This window comes from Paenibacillus sp. Z3-2, from assembly GCF_054161325.1.
Map to the genome: position 1 here is coordinate 3986824 of NZ_CP096397.1, position 26486 is coordinate 4013309.

General features: G+C 47.0%; 29 protein-coding genes. 1 reads left to right on the forward strand and 28 read right to left on the reverse strand.

Going from position 1 to position 26486, the window contains the following annotated elements; all coding sequences use genetic code 11:
- Positions 1-19 precede the first annotated feature (19 nt).
- The 15 genes from M1D71_RS17870 to M1D71_RS17940 all read right to left on the reverse strand — a co-directional run bounded on the left by M1D71_RS17870 (position 20) and on the right by M1D71_RS17940 (position 14933).
- Positions 20-1324, reverse strand: coding sequence for an amidohydrolase (locus M1D71_RS17870; RefSeq protein ID WP_458123064.1), 1305 nt, complete (start codon positions 1322-1324; stop codon positions 20-22).
- A complete protein-coding gene (locus M1D71_RS17875) occupies positions 1311-1964 on the reverse strand; it encodes a redox-sensing transcriptional repressor Rex (RefSeq protein WP_336764397.1) in 654 nt (217 codons plus the stop codon). Before M1D71_RS17875 ends, M1D71_RS17870 begins: the two co-directional genes overlap by 14 nt.
- 213 nt (positions 1965-2177) lie before the next feature.
- On the reverse strand, positions 2178-5039 hold the full coding sequence (gene dinG, locus M1D71_RS17880; protein ID WP_458123065.1) for an ATP-dependent DNA helicase DinG: 2862 nt from the start codon (positions 5037-5039) through the stop codon (positions 2178-2180).
- A 143-nt stretch (positions 5040-5182) separates the two neighbouring features.
- Positions 5183-5830, reverse strand: a complete 648-nt coding sequence (locus M1D71_RS17885; RefSeq protein WP_458123066.1) for a tetratricopeptide repeat protein — start codon at positions 5828-5830, stop codon at positions 5183-5185.
- Between the two features lie 93 nt (positions 5831-5923).
- On the reverse strand, positions 5924-6307 hold the full coding sequence (gene panD / locus M1D71_RS17890) for an aspartate 1-decarboxylase (RefSeq protein ID WP_017687742.1): 384 nt from the start codon (positions 6305-6307) through the stop codon (positions 5924-5926).
- Positions 6300-7196, reverse strand: coding sequence for a pantoate--beta-alanine ligase (gene panC, locus M1D71_RS17895; protein ID WP_458123067.1), 897 nt, complete (start codon positions 7194-7196; stop codon positions 6300-6302). The genes panD and panC overlap by 8 nt, the downstream gene beginning before the upstream one ends.
- A complete protein-coding gene (gene panB / locus M1D71_RS17900) occupies positions 7193-8068 on the reverse strand; it encodes a 3-methyl-2-oxobutanoate hydroxymethyltransferase (protein WP_458123068.1) in 876 nt (291 codons plus the stop codon). The genes panC and panB overlap by 4 nt, the downstream gene beginning before the upstream one ends.
- Positions 8069-8411: 343 nt before the next feature.
- Positions 8412-9389 (reverse strand): biotin--[acetyl-CoA-carboxylase] ligase, encoded by a 978-nt coding sequence (locus M1D71_RS17905; RefSeq protein ID WP_458123069.1) that lies wholly within the window; start codon positions 9387-9389, stop codon positions 8412-8414.
- Positions 9376-10674, reverse strand: coding sequence for a CCA tRNA nucleotidyltransferase (locus M1D71_RS17910; protein WP_458123070.1), 1299 nt, complete (start codon positions 10672-10674; stop codon positions 9376-9378). Before M1D71_RS17910 ends, M1D71_RS17905 begins: the two co-directional genes overlap by 14 nt.
- A 62-nt stretch (positions 10675-10736) precedes the next feature.
- A complete protein-coding gene (gene bshA / locus M1D71_RS17915; protein ID WP_458123071.1) occupies positions 10737-11897 on the reverse strand; it encodes an N-acetyl-alpha-D-glucosaminyl L-malate synthase BshA in 1161 nt (386 codons plus the stop codon).
- A gap of 96 nt (positions 11898-11993) precedes the next feature.
- Positions 11994-12695, reverse strand: coding sequence for a bacillithiol biosynthesis deacetylase BshB1 (gene bshB1 / locus M1D71_RS17920; RefSeq protein ID WP_458123072.1), 702 nt, complete (start codon positions 12693-12695; stop codon positions 11994-11996).
- Positions 12692-13132: a methylglyoxal synthase gene (mgsA, locus tag M1D71_RS17925; protein ID WP_145322438.1), complete on the reverse strand. Its 441-nt coding sequence runs from the start codon at positions 13130-13132 to the stop codon at positions 12692-12694. The genes bshB1 and mgsA overlap by 4 nt, the downstream gene beginning before the upstream one ends.
- A gap of 11 nt (positions 13133-13143) precedes the next feature.
- The gene (dapB, locus tag M1D71_RS17930; protein WP_145322440.1) at positions 13144-13947 is read right to left on the reverse strand and encodes a 4-hydroxy-tetrahydrodipicolinate reductase; all 804 of its coding nucleotides are present in this window, start codon (positions 13945-13947) and stop codon (positions 13144-13146) included.
- Between the two features lie 81 nt (positions 13948-14028).
- Positions 14029-14553 carry a tetratricopeptide repeat protein gene (locus M1D71_RS17935; RefSeq protein ID WP_458123073.1) on the reverse strand — a complete coding sequence of 175 codons (525 nt, stop codon included), beginning with the start codon at positions 14551-14553 and terminating at the stop codon, positions 14029-14031.
- 50 nt (positions 14554-14603) lie between these two features.
- Entirely contained in the window at positions 14604-14933 is a 330-nt protein-coding gene (locus tag M1D71_RS17940) for a nucleotide pyrophosphohydrolase (RefSeq protein ID WP_017687732.1), read from the reverse strand.
- A 172-nt stretch (positions 14934-15105) separates the two neighbouring features.
- Between M1D71_RS17940 and M1D71_RS17945 the strand changes: the two genes are divergently transcribed.
- A complete protein-coding gene (locus M1D71_RS17945; protein ID WP_458123074.1) occupies positions 15106-15975 on the forward strand; it encodes a YitT family protein in 870 nt (289 codons plus the stop codon).
- Between the two features lie 111 nt (positions 15976-16086).
- Here the strand turns inward: M1D71_RS17945 and M1D71_RS17950 are convergent, their stop codons facing one another.
- The 13 genes from M1D71_RS17950 to M1D71_RS18010 all read right to left on the reverse strand — a co-directional run bounded on the left by M1D71_RS17950 (position 16087) and on the right by M1D71_RS18010 (position 26461).
- A complete protein-coding gene (locus M1D71_RS17950; protein WP_458123075.1) occupies positions 16087-16956 on the reverse strand; it encodes a sporulation protein YpjB in 870 nt (289 codons plus the stop codon).
- Positions 16957-17022: 66 nt separating this feature from the next.
- Positions 17023-17649 (reverse strand): DUF1405 domain-containing protein, encoded by a 627-nt coding sequence (locus M1D71_RS17955; RefSeq protein WP_458123076.1) that lies wholly within the window; start codon positions 17647-17649, stop codon positions 17023-17025.
- A gap of 109 nt (positions 17650-17758) precedes the next feature.
- The gene (locus M1D71_RS17960; RefSeq protein ID WP_458123077.1) at positions 17759-18643 is read right to left on the reverse strand and encodes a c-type cytochrome; all 885 of its coding nucleotides are present in this window, start codon (positions 18641-18643) and stop codon (positions 17759-17761) included.
- A 21-nt stretch (positions 18644-18664) separates the two neighbouring features.
- A complete protein-coding gene (gene qcrB / locus M1D71_RS17965) occupies positions 18665-19336 on the reverse strand; it encodes a menaquinol-cytochrome c reductase cytochrome b subunit (RefSeq protein ID WP_017687726.1) in 672 nt (223 codons plus the stop codon).
- A gap of 15 nt (positions 19337-19351) precedes the next feature.
- The gene (locus tag M1D71_RS17970) at positions 19352-19894 is read right to left on the reverse strand and encodes a QcrA and Rieske domain-containing protein (protein ID WP_145322451.1); all 543 of its coding nucleotides are present in this window, start codon (positions 19892-19894) and stop codon (positions 19352-19354) included.
- Between the two features lie 193 nt (positions 19895-20087).
- Positions 20088-20510, reverse strand: coding sequence for a DUF2487 family protein (locus tag M1D71_RS17975; RefSeq protein ID WP_458123078.1), 423 nt, complete (start codon positions 20508-20510; stop codon positions 20088-20090).
- A gap of 152 nt (positions 20511-20662) precedes the next feature.
- Entirely contained in the window at positions 20663-20842 is a 180-nt protein-coding gene (locus M1D71_RS17980; RefSeq protein ID WP_017687723.1) for an IDEAL domain-containing protein, read from the reverse strand.
- Between the two features lie 23 nt (positions 20843-20865).
- Complete coding sequence (locus M1D71_RS17985) at positions 20866-21372, reverse strand: gamma carbonic anhydrase family protein (RefSeq protein ID WP_145322455.1); 507 nt, start codon at positions 21370-21372, stop codon at positions 20866-20868.
- A 44-nt stretch (positions 21373-21416) separates the two neighbouring features.
- Positions 21417-22535, reverse strand: coding sequence for a hypothetical protein (locus M1D71_RS17990; RefSeq protein WP_458123079.1), 1119 nt, complete (start codon positions 22533-22535; stop codon positions 21417-21419).
- Between the two features lie 234 nt (positions 22536-22769).
- Positions 22770-23369, reverse strand: coding sequence for a histidine phosphatase family protein (locus M1D71_RS17995; RefSeq protein ID WP_458123080.1), 600 nt, complete (start codon positions 23367-23369; stop codon positions 22770-22772).
- A 43-nt stretch (positions 23370-23412) separates the two neighbouring features.
- Entirely contained in the window at positions 23413-24048 is a 636-nt protein-coding gene (locus tag M1D71_RS18000) for an anti-sigma factor family protein (protein WP_458123081.1), read from the reverse strand.
- Positions 24045-24638, reverse strand: a complete 594-nt coding sequence (locus M1D71_RS18005) for an RNA polymerase sigma factor (protein WP_036607662.1) — start codon at positions 24636-24638, stop codon at positions 24045-24047. The genes M1D71_RS18000 and M1D71_RS18005 overlap by 4 nt, the downstream gene beginning before the upstream one ends.
- A 728-nt stretch (positions 24639-25366) precedes the next feature.
- Positions 25367-26461, reverse strand: a complete 1095-nt coding sequence (locus M1D71_RS18010) for a prephenate dehydrogenase (protein ID WP_458123082.1) — start codon at positions 26459-26461, stop codon at positions 25367-25369.
- Between the last annotated feature and the right edge of the window lie 25 nt (positions 26462-26486).

A 26486-nucleotide genomic window follows, 5' to 3' on the forward strand; every position in this document is an offset into this window, starting at 1 on the left:
ATGATGCTCTGTCCTGCAATTAACGACCAAGCAGACCATCAAATGCCAATTGAGACTCACGCAAAATGCGCTCTTCATCCAGCGTCAGACATTCGCCATGCTTCACCACTTGCTTCCCATCCACCCATACGTGCTCTACATCTTTGGCAGAAGCCGAATAGATCGTATGCGAGATCAGGTCTGTATGTGGATAGAAATGTGCCTGTTCAATGTCCAGGGCGATAAAATCAGCCTTCATGCCGACCTGGAGTGCTCCAGTATTGTTTAAGAAGATGGATTTGGCACCGTATGACGTGCCAAGCAGTAATGCTTCTCCTGCAGGCACTGCAGTCGGGTCACCGGACACGCCTTTATGAATCAATGCAGCCAGTCTCATTTCCTCGAACATATCCAGGTTGTTGTTGCTTGCCGGTCCGTCTGTTCCGAGTGACACGGTAACTCCCGCTTTCAGCAAAGCAGGTACCCGCGCAACACCTGAAGCAAGTTTCAGGTTACTACCCGGGTTATGGGATACAGCCACATCATGACGGGCCAGAATCTCAATCTCTTCATCATTCAGATGCACCGCATGTGCAACCAGGGATGGACGGGAGAAAAAGCCCAGTTTCTCCAGATGTGCCACAGGACGCAGGCCATAATCAGCCACGTTCTGCTCCACTTCACGAAGCGTTTCCGACATATGTGTATGGAGAGGAAGGTTTAGGTCGTTCGCAACCTGTACAAGCTTCTCTATGTAGTCAGGAGGGCAAGTATATGGCGCGTGTGGCGAGATTACGGTTGTAATACGTCCATCTGCCTGTCCATTCCACTCACGCGCAAAAGCAGCCGACTCCTCCAGCTTCCGCAATTGCTCTTCTTCCGAGCACAGCCCAATGACACCGCGTGCCAATGCTGCTCTAACGCCGGACTGTTCCACGACTTTGGCAACCTGATCCATGTGATCATACATGTCCAGGAAGGCTGTAGTTCCACCTTTCAACATTTCAAGCACCGATAGCGAAGTTCCCCAGTATACATCTTGTGAAGTCATCTTCGCTTCCATCGGCCACATTTTTTCCTGCAACCATACTTGCAGCGCAAGATCGTCTCCATGTCCTCTGAGCAGCGACATCGCTGCATGACCATGCGTATTGATCAGACCCGGCAGGAAGAACAATCCTTTTCCATCCACTTTGGTACAATTTTCGTCTCCATCCGGCAATGTCTCACCAATATGCACAATCTTGTCATTCTCGACAACCATGTAACCTTGAACCACATTCCATGTTGCGCCTTCATTAACGGCAAATTTACCGTTGTGGATTACCCATCTATTTGTTGTCATCTTCCTCTTCGTCCTTTCCAGTCTCCAAGTAATAGGCCAAACTAAGCAGATCCGTCGTAAAATCAGCATGGTGAATGCGGATATGCGGCGGTGTTTTTAGAATTGTTGGCGCAAAATTAAGAATTGCTTCAATTCCCGATTCAATTAGCTGATCGGCTACATTTTGGGCTTCCGTATCTGGAACCGTGATAATTCCGATGCGGATATTGTCCGTTTTCACCGCTTCCGTCAATTCATTCATTGGTTTCACCGTCAAACTGTTGATTTGACTGCCAATCTTCGGTCCGTATGCATCGAATACAGCAACAATCTTCATATTGTCTTTCAGATATGCGTTGTAGTTGGACAAGGCCTGTCCGAGATTACCCGCTCCTACCAGAGCTACATTAATTTGCTGATCAATCTTGAGGATGTGACGAATCTTCTCGATCAAATAGGATACATCATACCCGATCCCTTTACGACCAAAATCACCGAAGTAAGCCAGGTCTTTTCGAATTTGGGCCGGATTCAGATCCAGCCTCTGTCCGAGTTCTTGAGAGGAAACAGTAGCCACCTCACGCTGATGCAACTCGCTCAAATATCGCAAGTACACAGGCAGACGTCGTACCACCGCTTCCGAAATTTTATCTGATTTCATTCTTGCTCCCCCTTACCAAGGCCACGATAAAATAGTAGATGAAAAGATGAGCACTCTGTATAAATTCAAAGATAGAAGTGACTTTTTATACAGAATGCTCCTTGTAATTTAGGTTATAAGTTCTTACGTGCAGCTGTGTTGATCCGAAAGATCTCATAAAGTTTAACGCCAAACTGTAGCGTCATGCAATGATATAACGAACAAAACAACCGATTATTCTTGTTCTTTAGCAGGTTTTTCCAACCACTCGGTAATTCGTGGAACCATCTGCTCTGTGAGCATATGCTCCATTTTGGGACCAGGTAATGAATATAAGAAGAATTTACCATAATACGCTTCAATCACCCTTGTATCATAAACAATGACAATACCTCTGTCCTTCGCTGTACGAACCAATCGGCCAAATCCTTGCTTGAAACGAATGACTGCTTGCGGCACAGACAGTTTCAGGAACGGATTTTTCTTTTGCTCCTGAAGCAACTCACTCTTGGCTTCCACCAACGGATGATTTGGTGGTTGGAAAGGCAGGCGCACGATAGCGAGACAGGTTAGCGCTTCTCCCGGGATATCTACACCCTCCCAGAAGCTGCTTGTACCCAGAAGCACCGTAGCTTTTGCCTCCTGGAACCTGCGAGTCAATTTGGAGCGACTTCCGCTGTCAACGCCTTGCCCCAGCAACGAGATATCGTTACCAGACAGAGCCTCCTTCAGCGGATCATAGACCTGTCGCAGCATCTTGTATGAAGTAAACAGAACCATCATGCGTCCACGAGTGGCAATTGCAGTCTCTGCGAGTGATTGCACCAGCATATTGACAAAGTGCGCATCACCCACACTGCCTTTCACACTTGGAAAATCACGCGGAATCACCAGAAGTGCCTGATCGCGATAATTGAAAGGTGATGGCAGCATCGACGTTAACAGCCGATTATTCTCGGAGGCTTCCTGCAAGCCAAGCTGTTCAATCATGAACTGGAATGACTTATCTACAGAGAGCGTAGCCGATGTAAGCACAACGCTTTTCTTTTTGTCGAAAAACAAATCCTTAAGTTGTGCACTGACATCTACAGGTACGGCATACAGCTGGAGAGATTTACTGCGGAACTGGCCGCTGGCTTCCATCCAGTACACCGTTTTGGCGTCATCCATACGCATGAAGAACCGTAGATTCTCCTTCAATGTGGTCAGATCTTTCAGCAAACCTGTGATGTCCGTGATCAGGCTATCTGATTGATAATCATCCTGATCTTCTTTCACCTCAAGCAGCAATTTGTCGCCTTTGCGAACCAAATCGCCTAATGTCACATAGATCTGGTTCTCCAGATCCTGCAACTCCTGCCATTTGGCCGGTTTCTGAGATGCCTTCAAACGCAGGGAAAATTGCCCCGTTTCTCCTGGTGAAGCATCACTTCGTTCAGGTAAAAGGCCGAACAAGGCATCACTCATTCGATCCCATAGCTCCTTAACTTCAAGAGCGAGTGGGAACATCTGATCCACCATTGAGCCCCATTGCACCGAATTTTCATGCCCGGATAACTGCGAACGAAGCATAGGCAGCTGACCATTACGACTGTCTTTAAACAGGCGAGTCAGTGTATGAACCAAGGTAAAATATTTCATATGCATTCCAAGATGCTTACCAGCGACATCCTCCAGATGATGTGCCTCATCGATCACAAGACTCTCATAGGCTGGTAGTAACTGATGCGCTGCTTTTACATCCGTAAATAATTTAGAGTGATTCGTGATTACGATATCCGACAACCCTGCCTCATGTTTGGCGCGATGGTAGAAACATTTGCGGAACCATGGACAGGATCTACCCAGACAGGACTCGGATTCGCTCTGTACCGTCTCCCAGAAGTCTCCTCCGCGTCCGCTAAGATTAAGTTCCTCATCATCTCCGGTTTCGGTCTGCGTAAGCCAGACAATCATCTGAGCCGCTGTGAAATAATCCTCTTTCGGGGTAGCGAATTCACGTTTATTGATTTTGTGTTCAAATTTGCGCAGGCAGAGGTAATGTCCACGTCCTTTGAATACAGCAGCCTTAAACGGAAACGGAACCACTTGAGTCAGCATCGGAATGTCCCGCTCTCTCAATTGCTCCTGCAGATTGATCGTATGGGTGCTGACCATGACTTTCTGTTCTTGCTTCACACTTTCGTAAATAGCAGGTAATAGATAACCCAGAGATTTACCAGTCCCTGTTCCAGCCTCAATCAAGAGATGTTTCTCTTCGTTCAGGGCTTGCCTTACACTGCTGAACATCTGAGTCTGCGCCTCACGCTCTTCATAATGATCCAGCGTATCCTTCAGATTCTCTCGGACCTGGTCCATAAACTGTTCAAAGCTTACACCATCGAGGGGGTTACCCTCCCGCTCATCGCGTGGTGCACCAATATCGGTCCAATCACTCACATTAAGAGCAAGCTGACGATAATAGGTATGTCCGTCCAGGTCCTGAATCGGCTCTGATTCCTTCTCACTGCGCATTCCGTCCAAGAACCAACCCAAGTCACTGTCTTCTGGTGCAAACAGGTCACTGAGCCGTTGAATCGTTATGAGCGGTAATTCCTTCAACTCATCCAGACACTTGAGCAGCACATAAGCTGTCGCCAGTGCATCACTGTCTGCCTGATGAGGGCGATCATGCTGAAAGCCAAATTCAGAAGATACATAACCGAGTTGATAAGAACCAAGTGATGGGAACGTAATCTTCAGAAAATCAATCGTGTCCAGAATGCGACCAGTGAACGGTAAATAACCGCAACGGTCGAGAGCATTCTGCAAAAAGTGAAAATCAAAAGCTACATTGTGTCCAACAAGAACCACATCATTAAGCAGCGGAACCATTTCCATCATCATCTCTTCGAGTGATGGAGCGTCCGCTACATCTTCATCGGTAATACCCGTTAACCCCGAAATAAACGGGGGAATCGGTACACCAGGGTTCACATAAGAACTATATATTTGAGTTATGCTGTAGTCATGATCTATGATGGCAAGTCCGGCTTGTATAATCTCACCGTCGGACTGCGTGCCGGTTGTTTCGAAATCCAATACGGCAAATTTCATTGCAATGTACGGTCCCTTCCATTCCAGTCTATGTTACAGCATAGCAAAAAAAAGGGGATTTGAAAATTAACTCACAAAAAAGCGGTGTCCCCGCCGCTATGCCAAAGGAGGGAACACCGTTTTCTTGTCGCCGAATACCCCCTTTAATGGAGGGTCGTCAGCTGATTTGCATATTGCAATTTTCCTCTGTTCAACCTGCAAGCTTCCATGTTGTACAGTGGTTCGGTCAATGTTGGGTCATGCTGAAGGGCCTGTGCAAACAGTGAACATGCAGCTTCCGGATTCGCAAGCTTGGCTTGAATACAGCCCAGGGCGTTACATACAAGCCCTTTCAAGCGAGGAGAACCCTTAAGGTACATGATCTGCTGCAAATGTGTCCCGGCTTCCGCCATTTGTTCCAGATTCAGATACGCGAGCGCCAGGTAAAAACGAGTCAATGCACTCTCCGGATGGTCGGCCACAACCCGGGAGAACTGCATGATCGCCTGCGGATACATCTGTAACTTGAAATAACCCTGCCCCCGACTGAAACATTCCAGATGGAGTTCAGGCAGAGCGGTGACTGCTTCCTGTTCAGGTTCAAGGGAAGCGGGCTTATCCATCTCCCGCTCCCGCACTTGGCTCATCTTCTCTTCAAACATCAGCCATTCATCCAGCATTCCGTCACTCATCCGCTTAAGCAAGTTCCACTTTTGCAGCAATTCCTGTTTGTTCAGGCCTTCAGCGGAAGGATAGCTCTTGATAATTTCATCTAACATGTCGTTCATTTCTGCGAAAACATGCTGGAACATCGATGCATCCCCACCCTTGAAAAAATGGATTAGTGCAGTGACCTGTACTCATTTTTTGCTTCAAGGGCCGATTTCATTCTCCTTACCAGTCGATTACATAATTGTTGCGTGAACTTCCTGCTTCATCGTTTGTACAGGTTTATTCTGTCCATCTACAAATACAACCGTTGGTTTGTGAGTATTTGCCTCTTCTTGAGACATCATGGCGTAAGAAATGATAATGACGTTATCTCCGGGCTGTACCAGACGTGCAGCTGCACCGTTAAGACATATGACCCCGCTACCGCGTGGTCCTGGAATTACATAAGTTTCCAGACGCGCACCATTGTTATTGTTCACAATTTGCACTTTTTCGTTTTCCATCAGATCGGATGTTTCCATCAAATCCTCATCTATGGTAATGCTACCCACATAGTTCAAGTTGGCTTCCGTTACCGTAGCCCGGTGAATTTTGGATTTCATAAGTGTTCTAAACATGGGACAGCACCTCTGTTTTTTTTAATTTTATATTGTCAATTAATCTTATTTTACCAAATTTCACAGCAAGTGCAATGTGTAGATTGTCACGTCCTTGAACTTCTTCCTGATCTGCGAGCGGCTCCAGACTAGGAAAAGCTTGAATCTCTGCGTAATCGATAACGGCAAGCGGTGAGCTTGTAATCTGCTCACGCAGGATACGACGGATGTCTGCGGCGGTTATAGCCAAACCTGTATCTGCCGCTTCCTGGGCTGCGCGCAGTGCCTTTGACATAACCAATGCCTGAGTACGCTGTTCAGCACTAAGATAGACATTACGTGAACTGAGGGCAAGGCCATCCTCTTCGCGAACAATCGGACAAGGTACAATTTCTACAGGCATATTCAAATCATTCACCATCTGTTGAATGACAGCAACTTGCTGGGCGTCTTTCATCCCGAAAAATGCACGCTGTGGCTGTACGATGTTGAACAGCTTGGAGACTACGGTCGTTACCCCGTCAAAATGTCCTGGACGGGAAGCGCCGCATAAGCGCTCAGTCAATTGTGAAACAGATACCGTTGTCTGCGTTGCCTGTGGATACATCTCTTCAACAGAGGGAATAAATACGATATCAACCCCTTGTGAACGTGCTGTTTCCACATCTCTGGCTTCATCCCGCGGATAGCTGTCAAAATCTTCATTTGGACCAAATTGAATCGGATTAACGAATATGCTCACTACCACGACATCGCTCTGTTGTCTGGCTGCTTGCATCAAGCTTGCATGACCTTGATGCAGATACCCCATTGTCGGTACCAGACCTACAACGGACGCACTGGACCGAATCGCTTGACGCTTCAGGCTTAGCTCCTGTCTTAACTCTGCGATTGTCCGTACTACTTTCATGAGTTACTCTCCACCTTTTCCTTTTGTTGTCCATACAGTTGATCCAGAACACCATCCGCAGCGTTGAACACATGCTCCTCGGCCGGGAATGAACGATCTTTAACTTCCTTCACGTAAGCTTCGATGCTTGTTCTGATTAATGTGCCCACATCTCCATACGTTTTGACAAAACGTTTAGGTGTATACGGAGAGGCATATTGAACCACATCGTGGAATACCAGCACCTGACCGTCACAACCTCTCCCGGCTCCAATCCCAATGGTAGGGATGGACAGCTCCTCCGAGATGGCCCGAGCAACTTCTTCCGTGACCAGTTCAAGCACGATACCGAACGCACCTGCCGCTTCCAGTGCTTTTGCTTCGTCCATCAGGCGTTTCGCATCCACTGCATCTTTACCCTGAATCCGGTAACCACCGATCTGGTTAACCGATTGAGGTGTCAGTCCGATATGTCCAAGAACAGGCACACCTGCTTGCACGACCGCTCTGACGGTGTCCGCTATTTCGACTCCGCCTTCCATTTTAACCGCATGGGCATGCCCCTCTTGCATCAGTCGACGTACACCTTTAAGTGTCTCATCCACGCTGCCATGATAAGTCATAAAAGGCATGTCAGCCACAATAAATGTCTTCTCTGCCCCGCGTACTACGGAACGTGTGTGGTACACCATATCGTCGATGGTCACCGGAAGAGTGGAGTTATATCCCAGCACTACATTGCCAAGTGAATCCCCTACCAGGATCAGATCGATACCTGCCTCTTCTGCAAGGAGAGCTGACGGATAATCGTAAGCCGTGATCATACTGAGCGGCACGCTATCCTGCTTATATTTTTTCATTTTCACAATATTCAACGCTTGTTTGTTTGCCATTTTCTCTCATGGCTCCTTTCTTCTTTTCAAATAAACGCAACAAAAAAAACCTTTTAGTTTTCCACTAAAAAGTCCCGAAAAGTCAAAAAAGAGTCTCTTGCGATCGTCCCTTCTGTCTCGGTCCTCTTCGGCTCAGAGCAGAATCCAACAACTCACTTTACTTATTTCATACTTGTACTGCTGTCTGCCTCTGTATAACACGTCAAAGCAGAACAAAGGTTACTTTTGCCGGAGTGCAATTCGGTCTGTATCAGCCGATATTGCCTCACGAACACAGTATACCAAAGTTCTGCTCAAACTTCACGTCTTGTGTTCATTTTACCATTGAAAATTCGACAAATTGCTATGATTTCCAGGAGACCTCACCAGAGATGACTAGTACATGTTCTCCATTATGTTTCTCCACAACAAGTGCTCCAGAAGGGTCCAAGCCGATTGCCTTCCCTTCAATGATACCTTGAGGATTCGTAACTGTAATCTCTCGATTCATCGATACGGACAGGGCCTCCCAAAGGGCTGAGATGACACCGAATCCTTCTTTTTGATACAAAAAATACAATTGTTCCAATTCCGTCAAAATGGCAGCCGTGAGCTTGGTGCGATCAACAGGTTGCCCCGTCTCTATCTTGAGCGAAGTAGCGATTGTAGTCAGATCTTCCGGATAATCCTCGGGATCAAAGTTGACGTCCACGCCTATACCTGCAATACAGTATCTGACTTCATGATCTTCCACCGTGGATTCAAGCAATATGCCACACACCTTGCGTCCATCAATCAACAGATCATTTGGCCACTTGATGCCTGCATCAGCTCCTGTACAAGCTCGTACCGCACGACATACAGCCACACCTGCTAATAAAGTAAGCTGCGGCGTGTGCTGAAGTGGTAAATCAGGGCGCAACAGGACGCTCATCCAGATTCCTTTACCCGGAGGAGAGAACCACTTTCGACCAAAGCGCCCTCTTCCTCCCGTTTGTTCTTCCGCAATGACCACAGCGCCTTCGGCCTGCCCCTGCTCAGCTAGTTTCAGAACATCCCCTTGGGTAGACAAGGTCGAGGTCAACAGAATGGCCTTACGGCCAAATACGGTTGTGTCCAGTGCCAATTGAAGGGCAGTAGCGTCAATGCTGTCCGGCTTGGTAACCAGACGATACCCTTTGCGGGATACAGCCTCGAACTCATAACCCATGTCACGCAACTTGTTCACATGTTTCCACACAGCAGTCCGACTAATGAACAGATTACGGCTGATCTCCTCACCCGATACGAATCGTCCTTCTGCATTTAATAACATATGTAACAGATCTTCATGCTTGGTCATCTTGAACCACCCGCTTCACTTCTGCGCTTAGCGCTTCATGCTGATTCGCTATCGTTCCAATCGCCGTTTCTCTTAACAAATGTTTCATGAGTTGTCCCAACCAAGGTCCGCCTTTGCGCTGCACCATCTGCAACACTTGTTCACCTGTGATATCCAGTTCTTTCAAGTCATGCACAGGGATCGATTGACTCCATTCGGCAGCAAGGTCTTGAACCAAAATGACTTGCACTTCTGCCTGTTCAGACTGATTCCGCCATCCTGCTGGCAACAGCGACTGTATCCGCAGCCAATCATCCGCAGCCTGAACGCCGCAAGCCAGAACAGTAACAATCCAATCGGATCGCAAACTGGCCGTGTCCTTCTGTTCCTGGACTGATGAATGAATCAACTGCTCCACCTGAATAACCCCAGCGATCCGAGAGCGATGTTCATTGGAGAATGTCCACTGACGTAATAAAACATCTGCTTCATCTTTGCTAAACCCGCCAGTGATCAGGATAAGTGACCACCGAAGTAATACATGCACGCCTGACAATTGTTCCAGATTGGATAACAACGTCTTGTTGAAGCGGGCGGAGCTAACTGGCGCTTTGATGTGCGCAAGCGCATCACTTCTGTATAACAGCTCCAACCCTCTTAATGGATGCGGTCCCGACATCATTTTGACCATCTCGGTGCGTACCCGTTCCATCGCTATATGTTGTAGCAGGTCTTTCTGCCTTACAAGACCCTTCCACGTATTATGGGCGATTTTGAAATCAAATACCGAAGCAAACCGAACACAGCGAAGCATCCGCAGTGCATCTTCACCAAACCGTTCCAACGCAGAGCCCACACATCTGACTCGCTCTTCCTTAATATCTGCCTGTCCACCGAAGGGGTCAACAATTGTCCCAGTGACGTCCATGGCAAGAGCGTTCATCGTGAAGTCACGCCGCTTTAAGTCTTCCTTAATATCTTGGACAAATCGAACCGCAGCAGGTCTGCGGTTATCCTGATATTCGGATTCTGTTCGAAACGTGGTAACTTCAAAGTAGTAGCCGCCTGAACGAACTGTCACCGTTCCATGCTGCAGGCCCGTAGGAATGCAATCATCGAACAGTTCCATGACTTGCTGAGGAGAAGCAGATGTCGTGATATCCATATCGTCTACAACTCGTCCCAGCAATTCATCACGGACACAACCGCCCACCCAGTATGCCTTGTAGCCATGTTCATTTAATCTTGTGAGTACGTTCTCACTTTGAATTGCCATTTCACGATCTACCTGTGTCCATTGAACCACCACATATCACCTCTTCTCTTGCCTGTTGTGGTATGCACAGTATGATTTCGCCAAGCAAACGATTAACCGCAAACCGGTTTCAGATTTGGAACTTCCCTTCCCAGCACCCGGTAGTAAATCTGTTCATATTCATGCCGAATGGCATCATTGCAAAAATCATGATGCGCGCGCTGGAGACACGCCTCCCTGAACTCCGCAGCCAAACGGTCATCCGTCAACAAACGGATGGTGTTCTCGGCCATGGATTGTGTATCCCCGATTGCGGATAGGAAACCCGTCTTACCATGTAAGACCAGTTCCGGAATTCCTCCGGCCCGTGAACCGATTGTGGGTACACCGCAAGCCATTGCTTCGAGCGCAACAAGTCCGAAACTTTCCTTCTCCGATGGAAGCATCAACACATCCGCCATGGAGATGACCTGAGCAATGTCATCCTGTTTACCAAGGAAATGAACCTTATCATTCAAGCCGAGATCATTAATTTTCCACTGCATCTTCGGCAAATCAGGCCCTTCGCCAACAAATAGCAGTTTGGCTGGAACCTGCTCCTGTACCTGACGGAAGACCTCGACCACATCCTGAGTTCGTTTCACTGGTCGGAAGTTGGAGATATGCATTAATATCTTTTCGTCGGGCGTTGCGAAGTCTCTTCGCAGACTGGCAGCATCCCGCGGATAATATATTCGTTTATCAATAAAATTATAGGTCAAATCGATTGGACGCTGAATATCCAGCAGTTCAACCGTTTCCCGTATCAAATCTTGTGATACTGCAGTGACCGCGTCACTTTCATTAATGGCCAGACGAATTAAATCCTTCAGAGATTCATCCTGAGCCAAAACCGTAATATCCGTTCCATGTAACGTGGTAACCACTTTGAGGCCATCCCCTACCATCTGTTTCGCGAGAAAGGCACATACTGCGTGTGGCACGGCATAGTGAACATGCAGCAGATCCAGTTGCTGTGACTTGGCCACCTGAGCCATCTTGGTAGCGAGTGACAGATCATAAGGAGGATAACGGAAAACATAATAATCATTCACTTCAACTTCGTGATAAAAAATATTTTTCTGGAATGTACCCAGTCTGAACGGGATACTGTTAGCAATAAAATGAACCTGATGCCCCTGTTCGGCAAGCAATTTGCCCAGCTCCGTTGCGACAACGCCAGACCCTCCGAGGGACGGATAACAGGTAATGCCGATTTTTAACTTTTGATCCATCCGGTGGACGCTCCTTTGATCTCCCGCGTAATGCAGGTTGATGTAAATGCAACGGAATAATGAAACAATTCGTTCATTAACTCGTACAGTGTAAAATCATTTATTGGCAGCTGTGCCAAATTGTTGCACCACGTAAGGTGTAATTGTAGCAAAACCTTCTGCAAACGGGATGAGACTGCGTTGTCCCAGCAACGAATCACGGGCTCTTACACGTTCGATATACCCTTGATTCAATGGAGTGGAGACCGCTCCGTCTCTCAGTTCGAATTGGGAACGATAACAGAGCAACGAGGTTTCTTTTTGCTCATAGTGTTCCGTAATATCCACAATCAAATCCGTAGGTCCAATGTCATTAATAAAGTAAAAATAGAGTTCCTTCACTTGCACGGCAGGCATGTCCGGCATGTAGTTCCGAAGCTTGGCATTAAATACAGCCTCCTGCACCAGCTTGCTGCAATTGACATGATCCGGATGACGATCTTCCCAATAGGGAGCAAACACCATCCGAGGGGCATGACGGCGTATCTCAGCCGTTACCGCCTGAACATGCTCAGGCGTGAGATATAATCCCCGATCAGGCAGAGCCAGGTTCGTTCGACACGAAAGACCGAGGACGCGGGAGGCTTTCTCCGCTTCCTCGGTTCTGCGCTCTACTGTTCCGTTGGAAGACATCTCAGCCCGAGTCAGATCACATACGCCTACTTTCAATCCCGCAGCGGTATGTTTGGCAATGGTTCCAGCCATACCAATCTCCGCGTCGTCCGCATGTGCTCCAAAGATGAGAATATCCAGACTCATTCGGAATCACCTGAATTCAGTCCAGCCTCCGGCTTGTATTTATGTACCAGCTCTCTCCAGCCAAAATCGCCACGATCCAGAGCCTTAACCAGGATTTCAGCAGTTGCGATATTTGTAGCAAGTGGAATCCCCTGCACATCACAAAGACGCAGCAACGCATTAATATCCGGCTCGTGTGGTTGTGCCATCAGTGGATCGCGCAGAAAAATAATCAGATCCATCTCATTTTGCGCAACCAAGGCTCCAATCTGCTGATCTCCACCCAATGGGCCCGATTCGAATCGATGAATCTGCAACGATGTTCCCTCCATAATACGAAGCCCTGTTGTTCCAGTCGAGTACAATTGATGGTCTGTAAAGACAGGCTCATATGCCGTCACGAAGTTAACCATCTCTTCTTTTTTGCGATCATGGGCGATAAATGCTATTTTCAACATGACAATCTCCTTTAGTCGATAAAGTGATCAAATCCGTAGATGAGTCCTGTATATTCCATAACCTTTTGTACGCCTATCTTAACACCAGGCATATACCCTGCACGCTCATAGGAGTCATGCCGAATTTTAAGCGACTGGCCATAATCTCCGAAAACCACTTCCTGCTGAGCAAATACGCCAGGTAGTCGTACACTGTGAATTCGGAAGCCATTGTAATAACCACCGCGTGATCCTTCAATCGTTTCTTCCTCATTCGGATTACCTTGACGAAGTTCTTCGCGATTAGCAGCAATCAGTTCCGCTGTTTTGATCGCTGTTCCTGAAGGAGCATCCAGCTTCTGATCTCCGTGATATTCAATAATCTCCACATTCGGCATATGCTTGGCAGCCTGTGCTGCGAATCGCATCATCAAGATGGCACCGATCGAGAAGTTAGGGGCAATGAGCCCTCCGATTCCTTTGTCCTGACACTGCTTGTCCAACTGTTCGATCTGCTCCGGCGTGAAGCCGGTAACACCCATGACAGGTCTGACTCCATGACGGATCGCGATCTCAGTATGTGCAAAAGCATATTGTGGCACTGTAAAATCAACCATGACCTGCGGTTTTGTCTCGGCAAAGGCCATTTCAATATCATCAGTCACCAGTACTCCACACTCTGGCAAACCAACCAGTGTTCCGGCATCGGTGCCCGCTCCGGAGCGGTTGACTGCAGCTGCAAGCTCCAGTTCCGGGTCCTGAAGTACCAATTTCACGACTTCACGGCCCATTCGACCAGCCGCTCCGATCACCGCAACTCTTATTACTTCACTCATCTTGACTGCATCTCCTCGCTATATTGGATCATATGGTTGAATCCATTTCAACTGACTGGGATATCCTTGTGAAATGAATTCTTATTGAATAGATTTCATGCGTTGCTTGATTTCCTGTAACATCTGATGCAGTTGTCCGTTATGCGGGTCCAACAAAATGGCCTCACGCAACGCCTGAATTGCACAATCAAATTCATTTAAGTCACTGTAAGCCAGTGCAAGCATGACATGAGCTTCTACTGAAAGAGGATCAAGTCTCACCGCTTCTTTCAACAGCGTAGACGCTTCCACATAACGCTCCTGTGTTGCAATACCCGCCTGCTCCAACAACAGCTTGGCTCTGGAGGTCAATTGTTTCGCTTCCAATGTCTGCAGGTGCAAAATATATTCCTCTGTTCCTGCCGACATTTCAACCGCCTTGCGTGCATATTCAAGCGCCGGAACCAGATGATTGCTGCGTGCGTGGGTAATGGAACAGCGATAATATAACTCCGCATGTTGCGGATGAGCATGAATGGCTGATTCGAACCAACGAATGGCCTGCTCAAAATCATTTTGTAATATACAGCGATAAGCCTGCTGCATATATTCTTCCGGTTTCATCATTAAGCTGACCCTCCCCGATCGGGTGATGGTACAGCATATGTAATCTACGCCTAATCGGTGTTTTTGGGAGTCCACCGATTGGCATCGCGGGTGTTAAATTTATGCATGACTTTATCGTGCGCCTCAGCCAGATCAATACCCAGCGAGTTAGCAAAACAAATCGTGATAAATAAAATATCTCCGAGCTCAAGTTCAATGGAATTGGCGGCTTCGGAAGACTTTTTGGGCTTCTCACCGAATTCGTGATTCACTTCCCTGGCAAGCTCTCCAACCTCTTCAGACATCCGGGCCAACATGGCCAGAGGACTGAAATATCCCTCCTTGAACTGGGAGATATACTGATCAACCTCACGCTGCATTTCTGCGATGCTTTTCTCCATGAGAACGGATTCTCCTTTTGAAATGATGTCGTATTTGTTCCTAATAATATCAGTTATTTAGATTCACTTCCACCATCATCAGCGACAAATCATTTTTAAAGAATCAATAAACAGGTATACTAGGATGGGAATGACTGCTTCTCATTCTAATTCATCTACAGTGAGGGATCTTATGAGCACTGCCAAAACCTGGGTTCAAGTCAAACTGGTTCTACCCATCTTGCTGGGTACAGCCTTGTATGCCTTCGGGCTCCTCTATTTCATTATCCCCAACCAGCTTATGGAAGGTGGTCTCACCGGGGTTACGGTGCTGATCAATTATGCATTCGGCATTTCACCTTCACTTACAACTCTGATTCTAAACGTTCCTCTATTTCTGATCGGGCTCAAAATTCTGGGCGGCAGACAGATGATCTATACCGGAATCGGGATTGGAGCATTGACCGTTTTTCTGTGGTTGTTCGAGAAGTTGATTCATCTGGGCTGGATTGAACCATTACATACCGAGAATGATCTCCTGCTCGCAGCCCTGTATGCAGGTGTTACTCTTGGAGCCGGTCTTGGCATCGTATTCCGTTGGGGCGGAACGACGGGCGGCTCAGACATCATTGCTCGTATTCTCAACCGAAAGTACGGATGGAGTATGGGGCGAATATTACTGGGCATTGATTTCGTCATTATCGGGCTCTCTCTCATCTACATCCCCAAAGAAAAAATTCTGTATACGCTCGTAGCGGTATTTATCGCCTCCAAAGTTATCGATTTTATTCAAGAAGGTGCATATTCTGCCCGGGCATTTATGATCATCAGTGACCATGCACCCGAGATTGCGGATCAAATCACACGGGAGATGGATCGTGGTGTTACCCTCATTCCAGCCATTGGCGCATACTCTAAACAGGCCAAACACATGGCCTACTGTGTTATTTCCAGACAAGAGTTCAGGCGGTTGCAGACGATTGTACGTTCTATTGACCCCAGAGCATTTGTCATCATCAGCGATGTTCACGATGTACATGGAGAAGGTTTCAAAGAAAGTTGATGTATTATACAGAAACTACAAGAAAACCTCTTTTCGCATGAAGAGCCGTTATAGTGGCTGTTTATGTGAAAAGAGGTTTTTTTAATAGACGACGATCAGGTTCATATTCTATTAGCGCCGAAAAGGAAATATACCCTGCTGCTGTGCACGATATTTACGGTACCCAGCATAACTTAGCGTTGCCACAATGACCGAACTGATGAGCAACCCGGCTGCCCTGCGATCAGGGCCCTGTACAAACGGTACGAAGGCACTCTCATCCTTCTCCCGACCAAATAACTGGTTCACCAGTTCCTCACCATGGCCTATCATGCTTTTTAACTGATTTAAATCTGGCTGCTTTGCGGTGGTAAGCCCCTTGGTATGAGATAACCAGGCATCCATCTGAGCAATCTCATACGGTTCACGGCGAATCATTGCGGCAGGACGAATCGTCTCGTAATGCTCCTCCAGAACGGCGTAGCGGTTTGCCAGTACGGCCGCAGTTTGCCCCTGATTTGTAGCAGCAGATAAAGCATCCAGATCATTTTTCACGATTTTATAATACTGAAGCCATAAAGGCTTGGTCGGATTGGCGAGACTATCTGCTGCAAGTCTAAGTTTGGCAGAGGACTCCTGAAGAGAAGCATCATCATTTTTCACCTTCACAATGGCTTGTTTCACTTCAACTACGGTTTCGGACAAGGCATGAATGCCCTCTACTGTCGTTTGTCCCTCAAAAGAGATATGCTCCAGACTTTTACTGATGCGCAGAATGCTTCCTCGCACTTCTTCGATATTGTTCTCGAGTGCCTGACGATACAATATGGCTGCTTCCTCATTCAGTTGTGCAATTGAATTGCTTGTGGACACTTGCTGATCTGAATTCGAATTCAATCCTTTACTTTGCGCGGATACACAATATGCTAAGTTCGTCCACAGCAGCAGAGCCATGAACGATACCACCAATAAGCCAGTCTTGATCCTGAACGTTCTCTTCATGGACATCCCTCCCACCATCAATGTATGGCGGCGGGCAGTTCCTTAGAACAAGCTCAAGATCGAATATCAGGTTCGTTTCGCTTGTCTCAACGCAAGCCAGGCACACAGAATACTCACCAGCGTCAGCCCGAAAGTGAAATTACGTACGCCATCCACATGATCATAGAGAGATGCGGGTAACCAGGGGTAAATATCATATGTATAATCCATCGTATCGTTCAACAGCGTCCAAAGACCTGCAACGACAAGGGCTGCCCAGCGGAAGCCGAAAAACCGCACATATATAAGAGCTTCAATTGCCATCGCACTATGCGAAGCAATCAACATCCAGTCTTGCCAGTGCTGTGTACCGCCTTGCATCCAGCCAGCGAAAATAATGGATACGGCCCACACGCCATATTTCACAGATGTGACCACGGCAAGCGCCTGAATCACATGTCCAATCCGTTTGATCATGATGGACCTTGGTGGGTACAGGATCCATAGCAACGCTAAGGTGAAAAACAAACTCGCCGTTGGGCTATCCGGCACAAATACGATCTGCCACAATGGCTGCTCGGCCAGCGTCATTTTCATTTGATCACCGTACCAGATGTAACCGTATACCGTTCCTACCGCATTACACCAAAACAAAAGCCACAGGAAATAACGATTCGTTAGAAACTCCCTACTCCAGAAAAACGATAAAGCCACGTTCCCTGCCCCTTCCTTCTTCACATGTTATGCACGATAACGTGCTGCTCAAAAACACTTCAAAAAACCTGACCGCATAAACGATCAGGTTTCATTGGTTATTTCGATTTTACTGTTCTGCTTTCTGTTTCGCAAGCCATTCGGCCAGATGATTAATTTCTTCATCCGTAACACCTTGTGCGATGGCATTATTGTACTGAGCAGGCATCTCGTTGTAGCCTTCTTTGATAATAGTGAGAATCTCTTCCTGACTGTGCTTGTCACCCACACCCCGAAGTGAAGGTCCACTTGCGCCCTTCATATCAGCCGCATGGCAACCAATACAGCCGGCCTTCTTGTACGTTTCCATTGCAGGGTCATCCTGCTCCACGATGGCCACTTCCTGTTGCTGTCCAGGTGCATTGGAAATTGGTGGAAGCCCCTGTTCATGCCTCTCCAGCGCTTCTTCTTCACGTTGAATATGTTCAGGTTTCTGTCCTGTCGCTTCAAGCTCATGCTTGTAGTGCGTCCATGCCACGTTTGTCAGGTAAAATACTGCAATGACCGATAGTATCATCAACGATGAAGCAATAGGACGTTTATAGAAACGTCGCTCCTTGCCTGTGTCCAGGAACGGTGCAAGCAGTAAAGCTCCGAAAGCAACTCCACTGACTCCCAGTACCCCGAGCAGGACGTAATCGCCTGATGCATATGGATACTTCAGATACTGATACAGAAAAAGGAAGTACCAGTCCGGCATGGGAATAACGGATGCGCTCGGATTGGCCGGATATCCCAAAGGTGCAGGTTCTGAGATCGTGAGAACCAAAATCCCTACCAATACAACGACACCAACCATCCATTCTTTCAGCAGGAAGTTGGGAATAAAGGCTTCTGATTTGCCGGGATACGCCGTGTAATCAGGAGGGGTAATAAAACCCGCCCCTTTACGGACGCGTGAATCACCGACAAAGATAACCTTTTCCTCATCATCCTTCTTATGTCCGTGAGCCATTGCGATTCCTCCCTTCTCAGTTTATAGTGGTCCCGAAATGCCCTGTCTGCGGATCATGATAAAGTGTCCGACCAGAAGCACCAGAAGCACAGCGGGGAGGAAGAATACGTGCAGGGCAAAGAATCGGGTTAGTGTCTGTGCACCAACAATCGTACCGCCTTGCAGGAATTCTTTGATAATTGGTCCCAGCCAAGGAACCGTGTTGGCAATCTCCAGTGTTACTTTTGTTGCAAAATAGGCTTTGTTATCCCATGGTAGCAAGTACCCTGTGAGCCCCAGGCCCAACATGACGAAAAAGATCAGCATGCCGACAACCCAGTTCATTTCTCGCGGTGCCTTGTAAGAGCCTGTAAAGAACACACGCATCGTATGTAAGAACATCATTACGATAACCAGACTGGCTCCCCAGTGGTGCATGCCGCGAACAATTTGGCCGAAGGCTACTTTGGTCTGCAGATACTCCACACTTGCGTAGGCATTGATAATATCAGGTACGTAATACATGGTCAGGAACATGCCTGACAGAATCTGAATAACAGTAATAAAGAACGTCAATCCACCAAAGCAGTACACGAATGCGGAAAAGTGATGAGCCGGATTTACATGCTCTGGAACTTCATGATCCGCAACGTCCCGCCAGATTGGCGTGATGTCGAGACGCTCGTCAATCCAGTCATAGACATTTTTAAACATCTGCGTTCACGCCTCCTAATTCACTCGGGTGTTCGGAACAATGTCGCCCAGATATACCCAACCCTGCTCTTCCTTAACTACGTACTCATCCAGCGGTTTGGGGGCTACGGCAAGATTCTTCCCTTCCTTGTCATAGTGCGCGCCATGGCAGGGGCAATGATACTCGTCAGGATAACTTTTGTCACTATTCCAGCCCACTGTACATCCCAGATGTTTACAGATAGGTGAGAGCGCATAAATTTTACCCTGCTCATCTTTGCGAATCCAGGCCACCAACGATGCATTACTCAGATACCAACCATCCTGTTGTTGAAGTTCAAAGGTGAATTCTTGAGGTTCATTCGTAATTTTGCTGATTTCAGCTACTTTGACAGAGGTGCCTTCTCCCTTATGCTGCAAAATCGGGTCCACCGCAAAACGGACCATGGGAAGGATTGCACCGGCGGCCATGTAGGCTGTAGCTCCACCAAGCGTGTACGTCAAAAACTGCCTGCGTGACATCTCCATGCGGCTTGGCAATTTCATCGAAGCTTCGTGCTGGTCATGCTCACTGCTCATACTGTCTCCAACCCCCTTTTTCAGCCAACTCTCTCAAACGTTTTCATTTTCATAAATTCCACGACTTACTAGAACATACATAATCATATAGTAGCCCTAGAACACCGTCAAGAATTTGTCACACATTTTTAAGGTTCAATTGTAAGCGTTATTAAAAAAGTGTTGTAAAATTGTCACATTTGTCACATAAAACTCACTTTTTCCATAACTCTCGTATTTTCTCCCCGACATATCTCGCAATCCCCTCTTCTTCGATCTCACGAGTTAACGTTAACCGGCTCAAAACCAAATCAGCAGATGGAATTTCAGCATCTTCAAACTGACCATCAGATGACATAATAATCACATATTTGAATCCTGAAGATTTAAGCTGGGCGGACAAGGAATTTAATGTCATTGACATTTCCGAATTAGCATAATGAAAGGCTGGATATGTCATGATTCTCCCTTTGAAAGGAATTTCGACCATATCCAGAAAATCTCTCAGCCGCTCCAGTGCCTCGGTAGCTTCAACTGGCGACTGGTCACCGGTAAGAGCTGTGTATGGAATAAGGCATGTATCCAGATAGAGTTGCAGTTCAGCCCAGCTGTCTTGAGTCATCTCACTGAATTTCAATTCCCTATATCCCCTTTCTATCCATTTTATTCCCATATTATATATGAGCATATCTTATAAATCCAGACAATCATTTTGGAATTACACATATCAAAAAAGGGAATACGCATCTGCGCATTCCCTTTTATCTCAGAAAAGACGTATTTAGCCCATCAGTTTATGGTCCTCAGTTCATCCGTCAGACTCCGGAAAGCTACTTCGTCTCCGGTAGCTAACGCTTTATCGATTTCCAAATAGAGCTTCTCGCTACGCTGTTTGCGAAGCGCTTCGTCCCACACCATCTCAGCTGCTAGCCCCAACATGACTTCATACGTAACTTTCATTTTATCCAATAGGATGCACCTCCAAAACGGATTTAAGAGCTCCTATATTCTTTCCCTTTGGTAACATAACCCAGTGAAGTTCTGGACATCCGCTCCAAATCAGCATCAGTCAGCTCACGTATCACTTTGGCAGGTGTCCCCAAAGCAAGAGTATAGGGCGGAATTTTACTATTTTCAGTAACTACAGAACCGGCCCCAATCAGCGTATATTCGCCAATGTCGGCTCCATTCAGCAGAATGGCTCCCATGCCAATCAATGACCCTGTTCCAATACAACAGCCATGAATGATCGCTGAGTGTCCTACCGAAACATCGTCTCCCAAGATCAAAGGTTGGTCTGTGTTGACATGCCCAACAGCATTATCTTGAATATTACAGCGCTTCCCAATGATTATAGGAGCCAAATCAGCCCGTAGGACTGCATTGAACCAAACGGAAGACTCTTCTCCCATTCTCAAATCACCGATCAGTTTTGCACCTTCAGCTATGTATACCGAAGGATGTAACTGAGGTTGTATACCTTTGTATGGAATTATCATTCATATCACTCCTTAATTTGGGAGTGATTTTAGCAACTTGTCCTTCACTTGTCAAACATAATGGGTGTCGTGTCTCCTGAGATGGAGCGACAGGATGCAGCAAGACGCGTACCCCAAGCTGTCATCTGAACAGTCCGGCCTTCTTCGTGTTCCCCAATACGGACCATGCCAAGATGCAACATCATTTTAATTATTCTGTTATCATAGATGGCCTCGGCCGTATCATAATAGAACGGCTGAATGAATGGACCGATCTGTCGAAACAGCGACTCTGCGGTTGACCATTCAGATGCACATTCGCCTGTCCAATACACAATAGAGGGCAGATTTGGAATAGCGCCTTTATACAATCTTAACCAAAATCTAAATAGCTGTATCATTTCAGCTGTTTTCTCAGTCCCCAGCTTGTCTTCTCCAGCTGGCGATAACCTCAGTGTACCTTGCTCTTCGCGAACCAGCCGATGGTGAAATGCATAGTCGTAGAGAAGGGCAAAACGATCCGGATAATCCTTGAACGAACGGCCATATCCGAATCTCCAACCGGCCTTGCCTACCAATTCCTCACTGATGTGCAGATGCTCCATAATCTGCTGTTGAGAGCGGCGATACATCATACCTTCAGCGTTAAGGGCAATTTCATGTTGCTGAACAAACTGCAGGAACAACTTGAGATCATCCGCCAAGAGATGATACTCATCCCGATACATGGGTGGTTCCGTTGTTTTCGTAATCCCTGTTCGCAAATGAGTGGATAGGACATCCCTGAATCTTAATTTCAGATCCTGAGGTACCTGATACAGATATCTGGTCTGCTGCGTCGTCCCATTGAACAACCATCCACTTTTATTGAAGCGGAGGATAAGATCACGCGGACTTGCCCCAGCCTCACTCTCCTTTTTATCCATCGATTGACGAGCTATGGCAACGAGTTCTTCCATACCATAGTACTGGCGAGGATCAAACAACAAGTTGTTCAAGAAGCGCTGATCTGCTTGATTCAGTTGACGTACCTGCTGCTCAAAAAAGGGTCTGCTGCCCAATGTGGTGAGAATACTCTGGATGAGTTCATGTTTGGAGTTCGGCTTGCATTCACATTGGTAATAGTCTGCTATTCGATTAAGCTGGCCAATATCGGCAAAAGTAAGCATATCCGCTAGATTCATGGGTCCATCGCCTCGCCCGTTAACTACTTCGGCTGCTGATTCGGGGCCTGAAATAGTTTGGTTTTGTAAACATCGTTGACGGAATTCCCACAATCTAAACCTCTTTTTGGAAATCTTTTATGTTTTAAAATCATACTATGCCTCAAGTTGGTCAATCAGAAGAAAAATGAGAGGTTTGAAATCATATAAAGCCTTTCTTTCCCCATAAAACGCAAAAAAACAACCCAAGTTGGATTACTCAGGTTGTTTCGCTGTGTCCAGAGACAGATGTCGTGTACAATTATATAACAGCGGACTCCAGTCATCACGTTCCTTCTCCAGGATCGTTAGTGACAGATTTCCAATCCGTTCTGTATACCGATCTTTATACAAGGCCGTTAACAGGTTGGCCAGAAAAGCTCCATGAGTGACTATAAGCACGTTTTGATCTGGATAGGCAGACCATAGATCATCCAGAAATGCCAGTGCACGAATCTGGATATCCACAATCTGCTCCTGTCCCAAATCAAGCGTCTCCCAGGTTTGGCCCCAGCGGGCAACTCGCTCCTCTGAAGTCAGACCTTCAATCTGACCAAAAGCCCTTTCTTTCAACCGTGCGTCCGGTTCAAGCAAAGGTACATTCAACAGTGTGGAGATAATCTCCCCTGTTTCCTGTGCCCGCGATAATCCACTTGTGATGATATAGTCCCATTGGTATTCTTCCGTCAGCAGACGTCTTCCCAGGCGTTCTGCCTGTTCACGACCTTCTCCATTCAAAGGTATATCAGTCTGCCCTTGGATACGGCCCGCCGCATTCCAATCTGTAAGACCGTGACGAATAAGCCCGATTCGCACTTACATCCCTCATTTCTCCACACGGCGAACGAAAGGTTACTACCTATGCACGCGCACCTTGTTTTCGTTTATTCGTTGTTCGATGCATACGTCCAAGAGAGAATAAAGCCATCCCTATTGCTAGTAAAGACAGGGCCATCCAATACTGAGGATAAGCAGGTCCCATGCTCACAACAAAAGGTTCAATGATGCTTCCTCTGTCCGCTCCAGTCATGTTGTACTGATACAATCCAGATGACGACGGTCCGCTTCCGGCCACCCCTGTCTCCAGAATACCTGTAGCAACAACCTTGGTTTTCTCAGCTTCTGATACATCTGGCTTAAACATTGCCATGTACAGAAAGCTGCATAAAAAAATAGCCAGGAACGCGGCAATCCACAAAGACATATGCTTGCGAATCACAGCAGAGAAACGATTAACCTTTGCCTCTTCCGGCAGTAGCCATGGAGACTCCGCGTAGATCCGGTCCATAACATTACGGTTTACTCTCTCTGCCTGTTGTTCTGTCACTGGAACCGGAATGCTGTGCAGCAAGATCTGAGCTTCTTCCCAGACCTCAAACTGCTCGGAGCACTCTTCACAACCAGCGAGATGAGCATGAAATGCAATCCGCTGAGGATGAGTTTCCGGCAAGTCCCAGACCAGTGCAAACAGTTCCTGGGCATCATTGCAATTCATCGGTTCTTCATCCCTTCATATGGCTCGTACACCGGTTCGAAGAAATAAGGTTCCAATTGAGTTTTCACGCTTGATCTTGCTCTGAATAATAGCGATTTCACAGAACTGACGCTCTGCCCAAGAATATTCGCAATCTCTTGGTAGTCTAGTTGATCATACTCACGGAGTATAATCGCAGAACGCTGCTTCTCCGGCAAATTGTTAATCGCATCCCTAACCAGCATCACCCGCTCGCTGCGTAGTACAGCATACTCCGGTGTATTCTCCGAAGGAGCAACGGGCACAATCCCGCTCTCTTCAAGTGGGACATTTCCGCTGCGCTGTTTGCGAAGCTCACTCAGTACCGTATTTCTCGCAATGGTGTATAACCAGGTTGAGAATGAGGCATCCACCTCACGGAAAGAGTGCAGACTGCGGAACGCCTTATAGAAAGTCTCAGAACAGAGATCTTCCGCAAGCAGCTCCATATTGGAACTTTTCAACATATGATATACGAAAGCCAGTATTTTACGCTGATAACGACTCATCAGCTCGGAATATAACTCCAGGTTACCTTCCTTGATCTCTCGAATCAACTGGGAATCCGTCATTTGAGTGCGACCCCTCCTCGCCCATCCATGTGCTTCTCCCCGTTCGACTCTATCCATGTATTACCGAACAGGCACAAAAAAGTTGCGGTTCTCACCGCATATAAACAGCGTTCAGCACCATAACTGGCCTTCCCGCCAAATTCCCCTATGTAATGGCAATTTCCCCAACGTTTCTACATTAACAGTATTTATTGTACAACGGTCTGCATCATCCTGGCAAATCCATTGCTATCCACAGTAACCCGACCTGTCATTCATATGCAGTGTTTTTCACGTTCATGACTTCATTTTGGGCCTTTTTGGTAGGCCTTGCTTATATAGACGAACGAAATTCTGAAAAGGTTACAAAAATGTGATATTTTTTTGATCTAAGGTATCCTAACAGATTAAGGAGGGTGATGTAAACAGAGGATGTAAATATACGTGTAAATATCAACATATAAAACCCTTTCAAATACCTTTTTAAGACAAAAAAAGACCGCTTACATAAGCGGCCATTGCTCACGTGGAGCAATACAGTTATTGGATAGGAGTGGAGAGAAACCATACTGTACCCTTATTATATGTATACGTTTTCATTTTGTCAACACTTTAAGTAAAATTGTTTGAATTCATTATAGCTTTCGGAAATTCAGGATAATAACTCCTTTTTTTGTGGACAAGAATCAAATGTGCAACTCCGATAAAACTTCACAAAAAAGAGGGCTTTCGCCCCCTATCTCGCCGTCTTATATCCACACCTGATATCCCAAGGAATCCAGCAACGTCTTCGCTCGTTCCATATCTTCTTCCTGACGGAAGGACAGACGCATGATCCCCGGCACATCCACCCGGTTCTCGATAATCTCCAAGTTGCTCAGGTTGATGTCATTCGCACCAAGCTCGGTTGCAATCTTACCGATCATACCAGGTGCATCCTGAACATCGGTGTACAGATCAAATAACGGCGAAATCATGCCTTTACGTCGCTCTGGCAATATACTCCGGAACTCGCGGGCCTGACGGAATGCATCCTCGATCCCTTCACCATTCTGATGCTCCAGCATATCTGTGAAGGCCGTCATTTGGCTATTCCAGTCCTTGAGCAAGCCCAGCAATACATCCCGGTTGCTAAGCAAGATATCTCTCCATACAATGGCGTCACTGGACGCAATCCGGGTAATGTCCCGGAAACCACCTGCTGCCAGCATTTTATATAGCGGATTCGATTCATTATATTGACGCACCTGATTTACCAACGCAACAGCAATAACATGTGGCAGATGACTAATGGCCCCTACAATATCATCGTGAAGCAATGGCTCCACACGCACGATCTGTGCCCGCGTATACGCAAGTAGCTCCGACAACCTGCTGTACGCTTCCTCAGGCACATGTGCTGATGGGGTCAAGACATAGTATGCATTCTCAAACAACACGGCTGAGGCAGCATCGACGCCTGCACGCTCCGACCCTGCCATCGGATGACCACCAATGAAGTAAGCGTCGGTCAACCGCACATGCTCGGCACAAGCGGCTATGGAAGCTTTGGTACTGCCTACGTCCGTGATAATGCATCCTTTTTTCAATGGCAGCTTGGAAAGCTGTTCGAAATAGGATTCAAGCAGACCTACGGGCACACACAAAAAAATAAAGTCGGCATCCTCTACCGCTTCTTCCAGAGAGAGCGTAGCATCATCCACTACACCGCTCGCTATGTACTTGGCCTTCAGTTCCTCCAAATGGGCGTAGCCCATCACGGATACACCTGGCTTGCCTTTGAAGCAAAGCGCCAGTGAACCGCCGATGAGTCCTACACCGATCATTGCAATTTTTAGTTTCATGGGTCCTCACTCTTTCATCGCCAGT

Coding starts and splice junctions, on each gene's coding strand:
- M1D71_RS17945 (WP_458123074.1), top strand. CDS start 15,106: ATGAGCACTGCCAAAACCTGGGTTCAAGTCAAACTGGTTCTACCCATC.
- M1D71_RS17990 (WP_458123079.1), bottom strand. CDS start 22,535: ATGAATCTAGCGGATATGCTTACTTTTGCCGATATTGGCCAGCTTAAT.
- M1D71_RS18005 (WP_036607662.1), bottom strand. CDS start 24,638: ATGACGGATTCCCAGTTGATTCGAGAGATCAAGGAAGGTAACCTGGAG.
- panB (WP_458123068.1), bottom strand. CDS start 8,068: ATGGCAAACAAACAAGCGTTGAATATTGTGAAAATGAAAAAATATAAG.
- M1D71_RS18010 (WP_458123082.1), bottom strand. CDS start 26,461: ATGAAACTAAAAATTGCAATGATCGGTGTAGGACTCATCGGCGGTTCA.
- M1D71_RS17940 (WP_017687732.1), bottom strand. CDS start 14,933: ATGGAGAAAAGCATCGCAGAAATGCAGCGTGAGGTTGATCAGTATATC.
- mgsA (WP_145322438.1), bottom strand. CDS start 13,132: ATGTTGAAAATAGCATTTATCGCCCATGATCGCAAAAAAGAAGAGATG.
- bshB1 (WP_458123072.1), bottom strand. CDS start 12,695: ATGAGTCTGGATATTCTCATCTTTGGAGCACATGCGGACGACGCGGAG.
- M1D71_RS17970 (WP_145322451.1), bottom strand. CDS start 19,894: ATGAGCAGTGAGCATGACCAGCACGAAGCTTCGATGAAATTGCCAAGC.
- panC (WP_458123067.1), bottom strand. CDS start 7,196: ATGAAAGTAGTACGGACAATCGCAGAGTTAAGACAGGAGCTAAGCCTG.
- panD (WP_017687742.1), bottom strand. CDS start 6,307: ATGTTTAGAACACTTATGAAATCCAAAATTCACCGGGCTACGGTAACG.
- M1D71_RS17875 (WP_336764397.1), bottom strand. CDS start 1,964: ATGAAATCAGATAAAATTTCGGAAGCGGTGGTACGACGTCTGCCTGTG.
- dapB (WP_145322440.1), bottom strand. CDS start 13,947: ATGAGTGAAGTAATAAGAGTTGCGGTGATCGGAGCGGCTGGTCGAATG.
- M1D71_RS17905 (WP_458123069.1), bottom strand. CDS start 9,389: ATGACCAAGCATGAAGATCTGTTACATATGTTATTAAATGCAGAAGGA.
- dinG (WP_458123065.1), bottom strand. CDS start 5,039: ATGAAATTTGCCGTATTGGATTTCGAAACAACCGGCACGCAGTCCGAC.
- M1D71_RS17870 (WP_458123064.1), bottom strand. CDS start 1,324: ATGACAACAAATAGATGGGTAATCCACAACGGTAAATTTGCCGTTAAT.
- M1D71_RS17960 (WP_458123077.1), bottom strand. CDS start 18,643: ATGGCTCACGGACATAAGAAGGATGATGAGGAAAAGGTTATCTTTGTC.
- M1D71_RS17935 (WP_458123073.1), bottom strand. CDS start 14,553: ATGATGAAACCGGAAGAATATATGCAGCAGGCTTATCGCTGTATATTA.
- M1D71_RS17885 (WP_458123066.1), bottom strand. CDS start 5,830: ATGTTCCAGCATGTTTTCGCAGAAATGAACGACATGTTAGATGAAATT.
- bshA (WP_458123071.1), bottom strand. CDS start 11,897: ATGGATCAAAAGTTAAAAATCGGCATTACCTGTTATCCGTCCCTCGGA.
- M1D71_RS17985 (WP_145322455.1), bottom strand. CDS start 21,372: ATGATAATTCCATACAAAGGTATACAACCTCAGTTACATCCTTCGGTA.
- qcrB (WP_017687726.1), bottom strand. CDS start 19,336: ATGTTTAAAAATGTCTATGACTGGATTGACGAGCGTCTCGACATCACG.
- M1D71_RS18000 (WP_458123081.1), bottom strand. CDS start 24,048: ATGAATTGCAATGATGCCCAGGAACTGTTTGCACTGGTCTGGGACTTG.
- M1D71_RS17950 (WP_458123075.1), bottom strand. CDS start 16,956: ATGAAGAGAACGTTCAGGATCAAGACTGGCTTATTGGTGGTATCGTTC.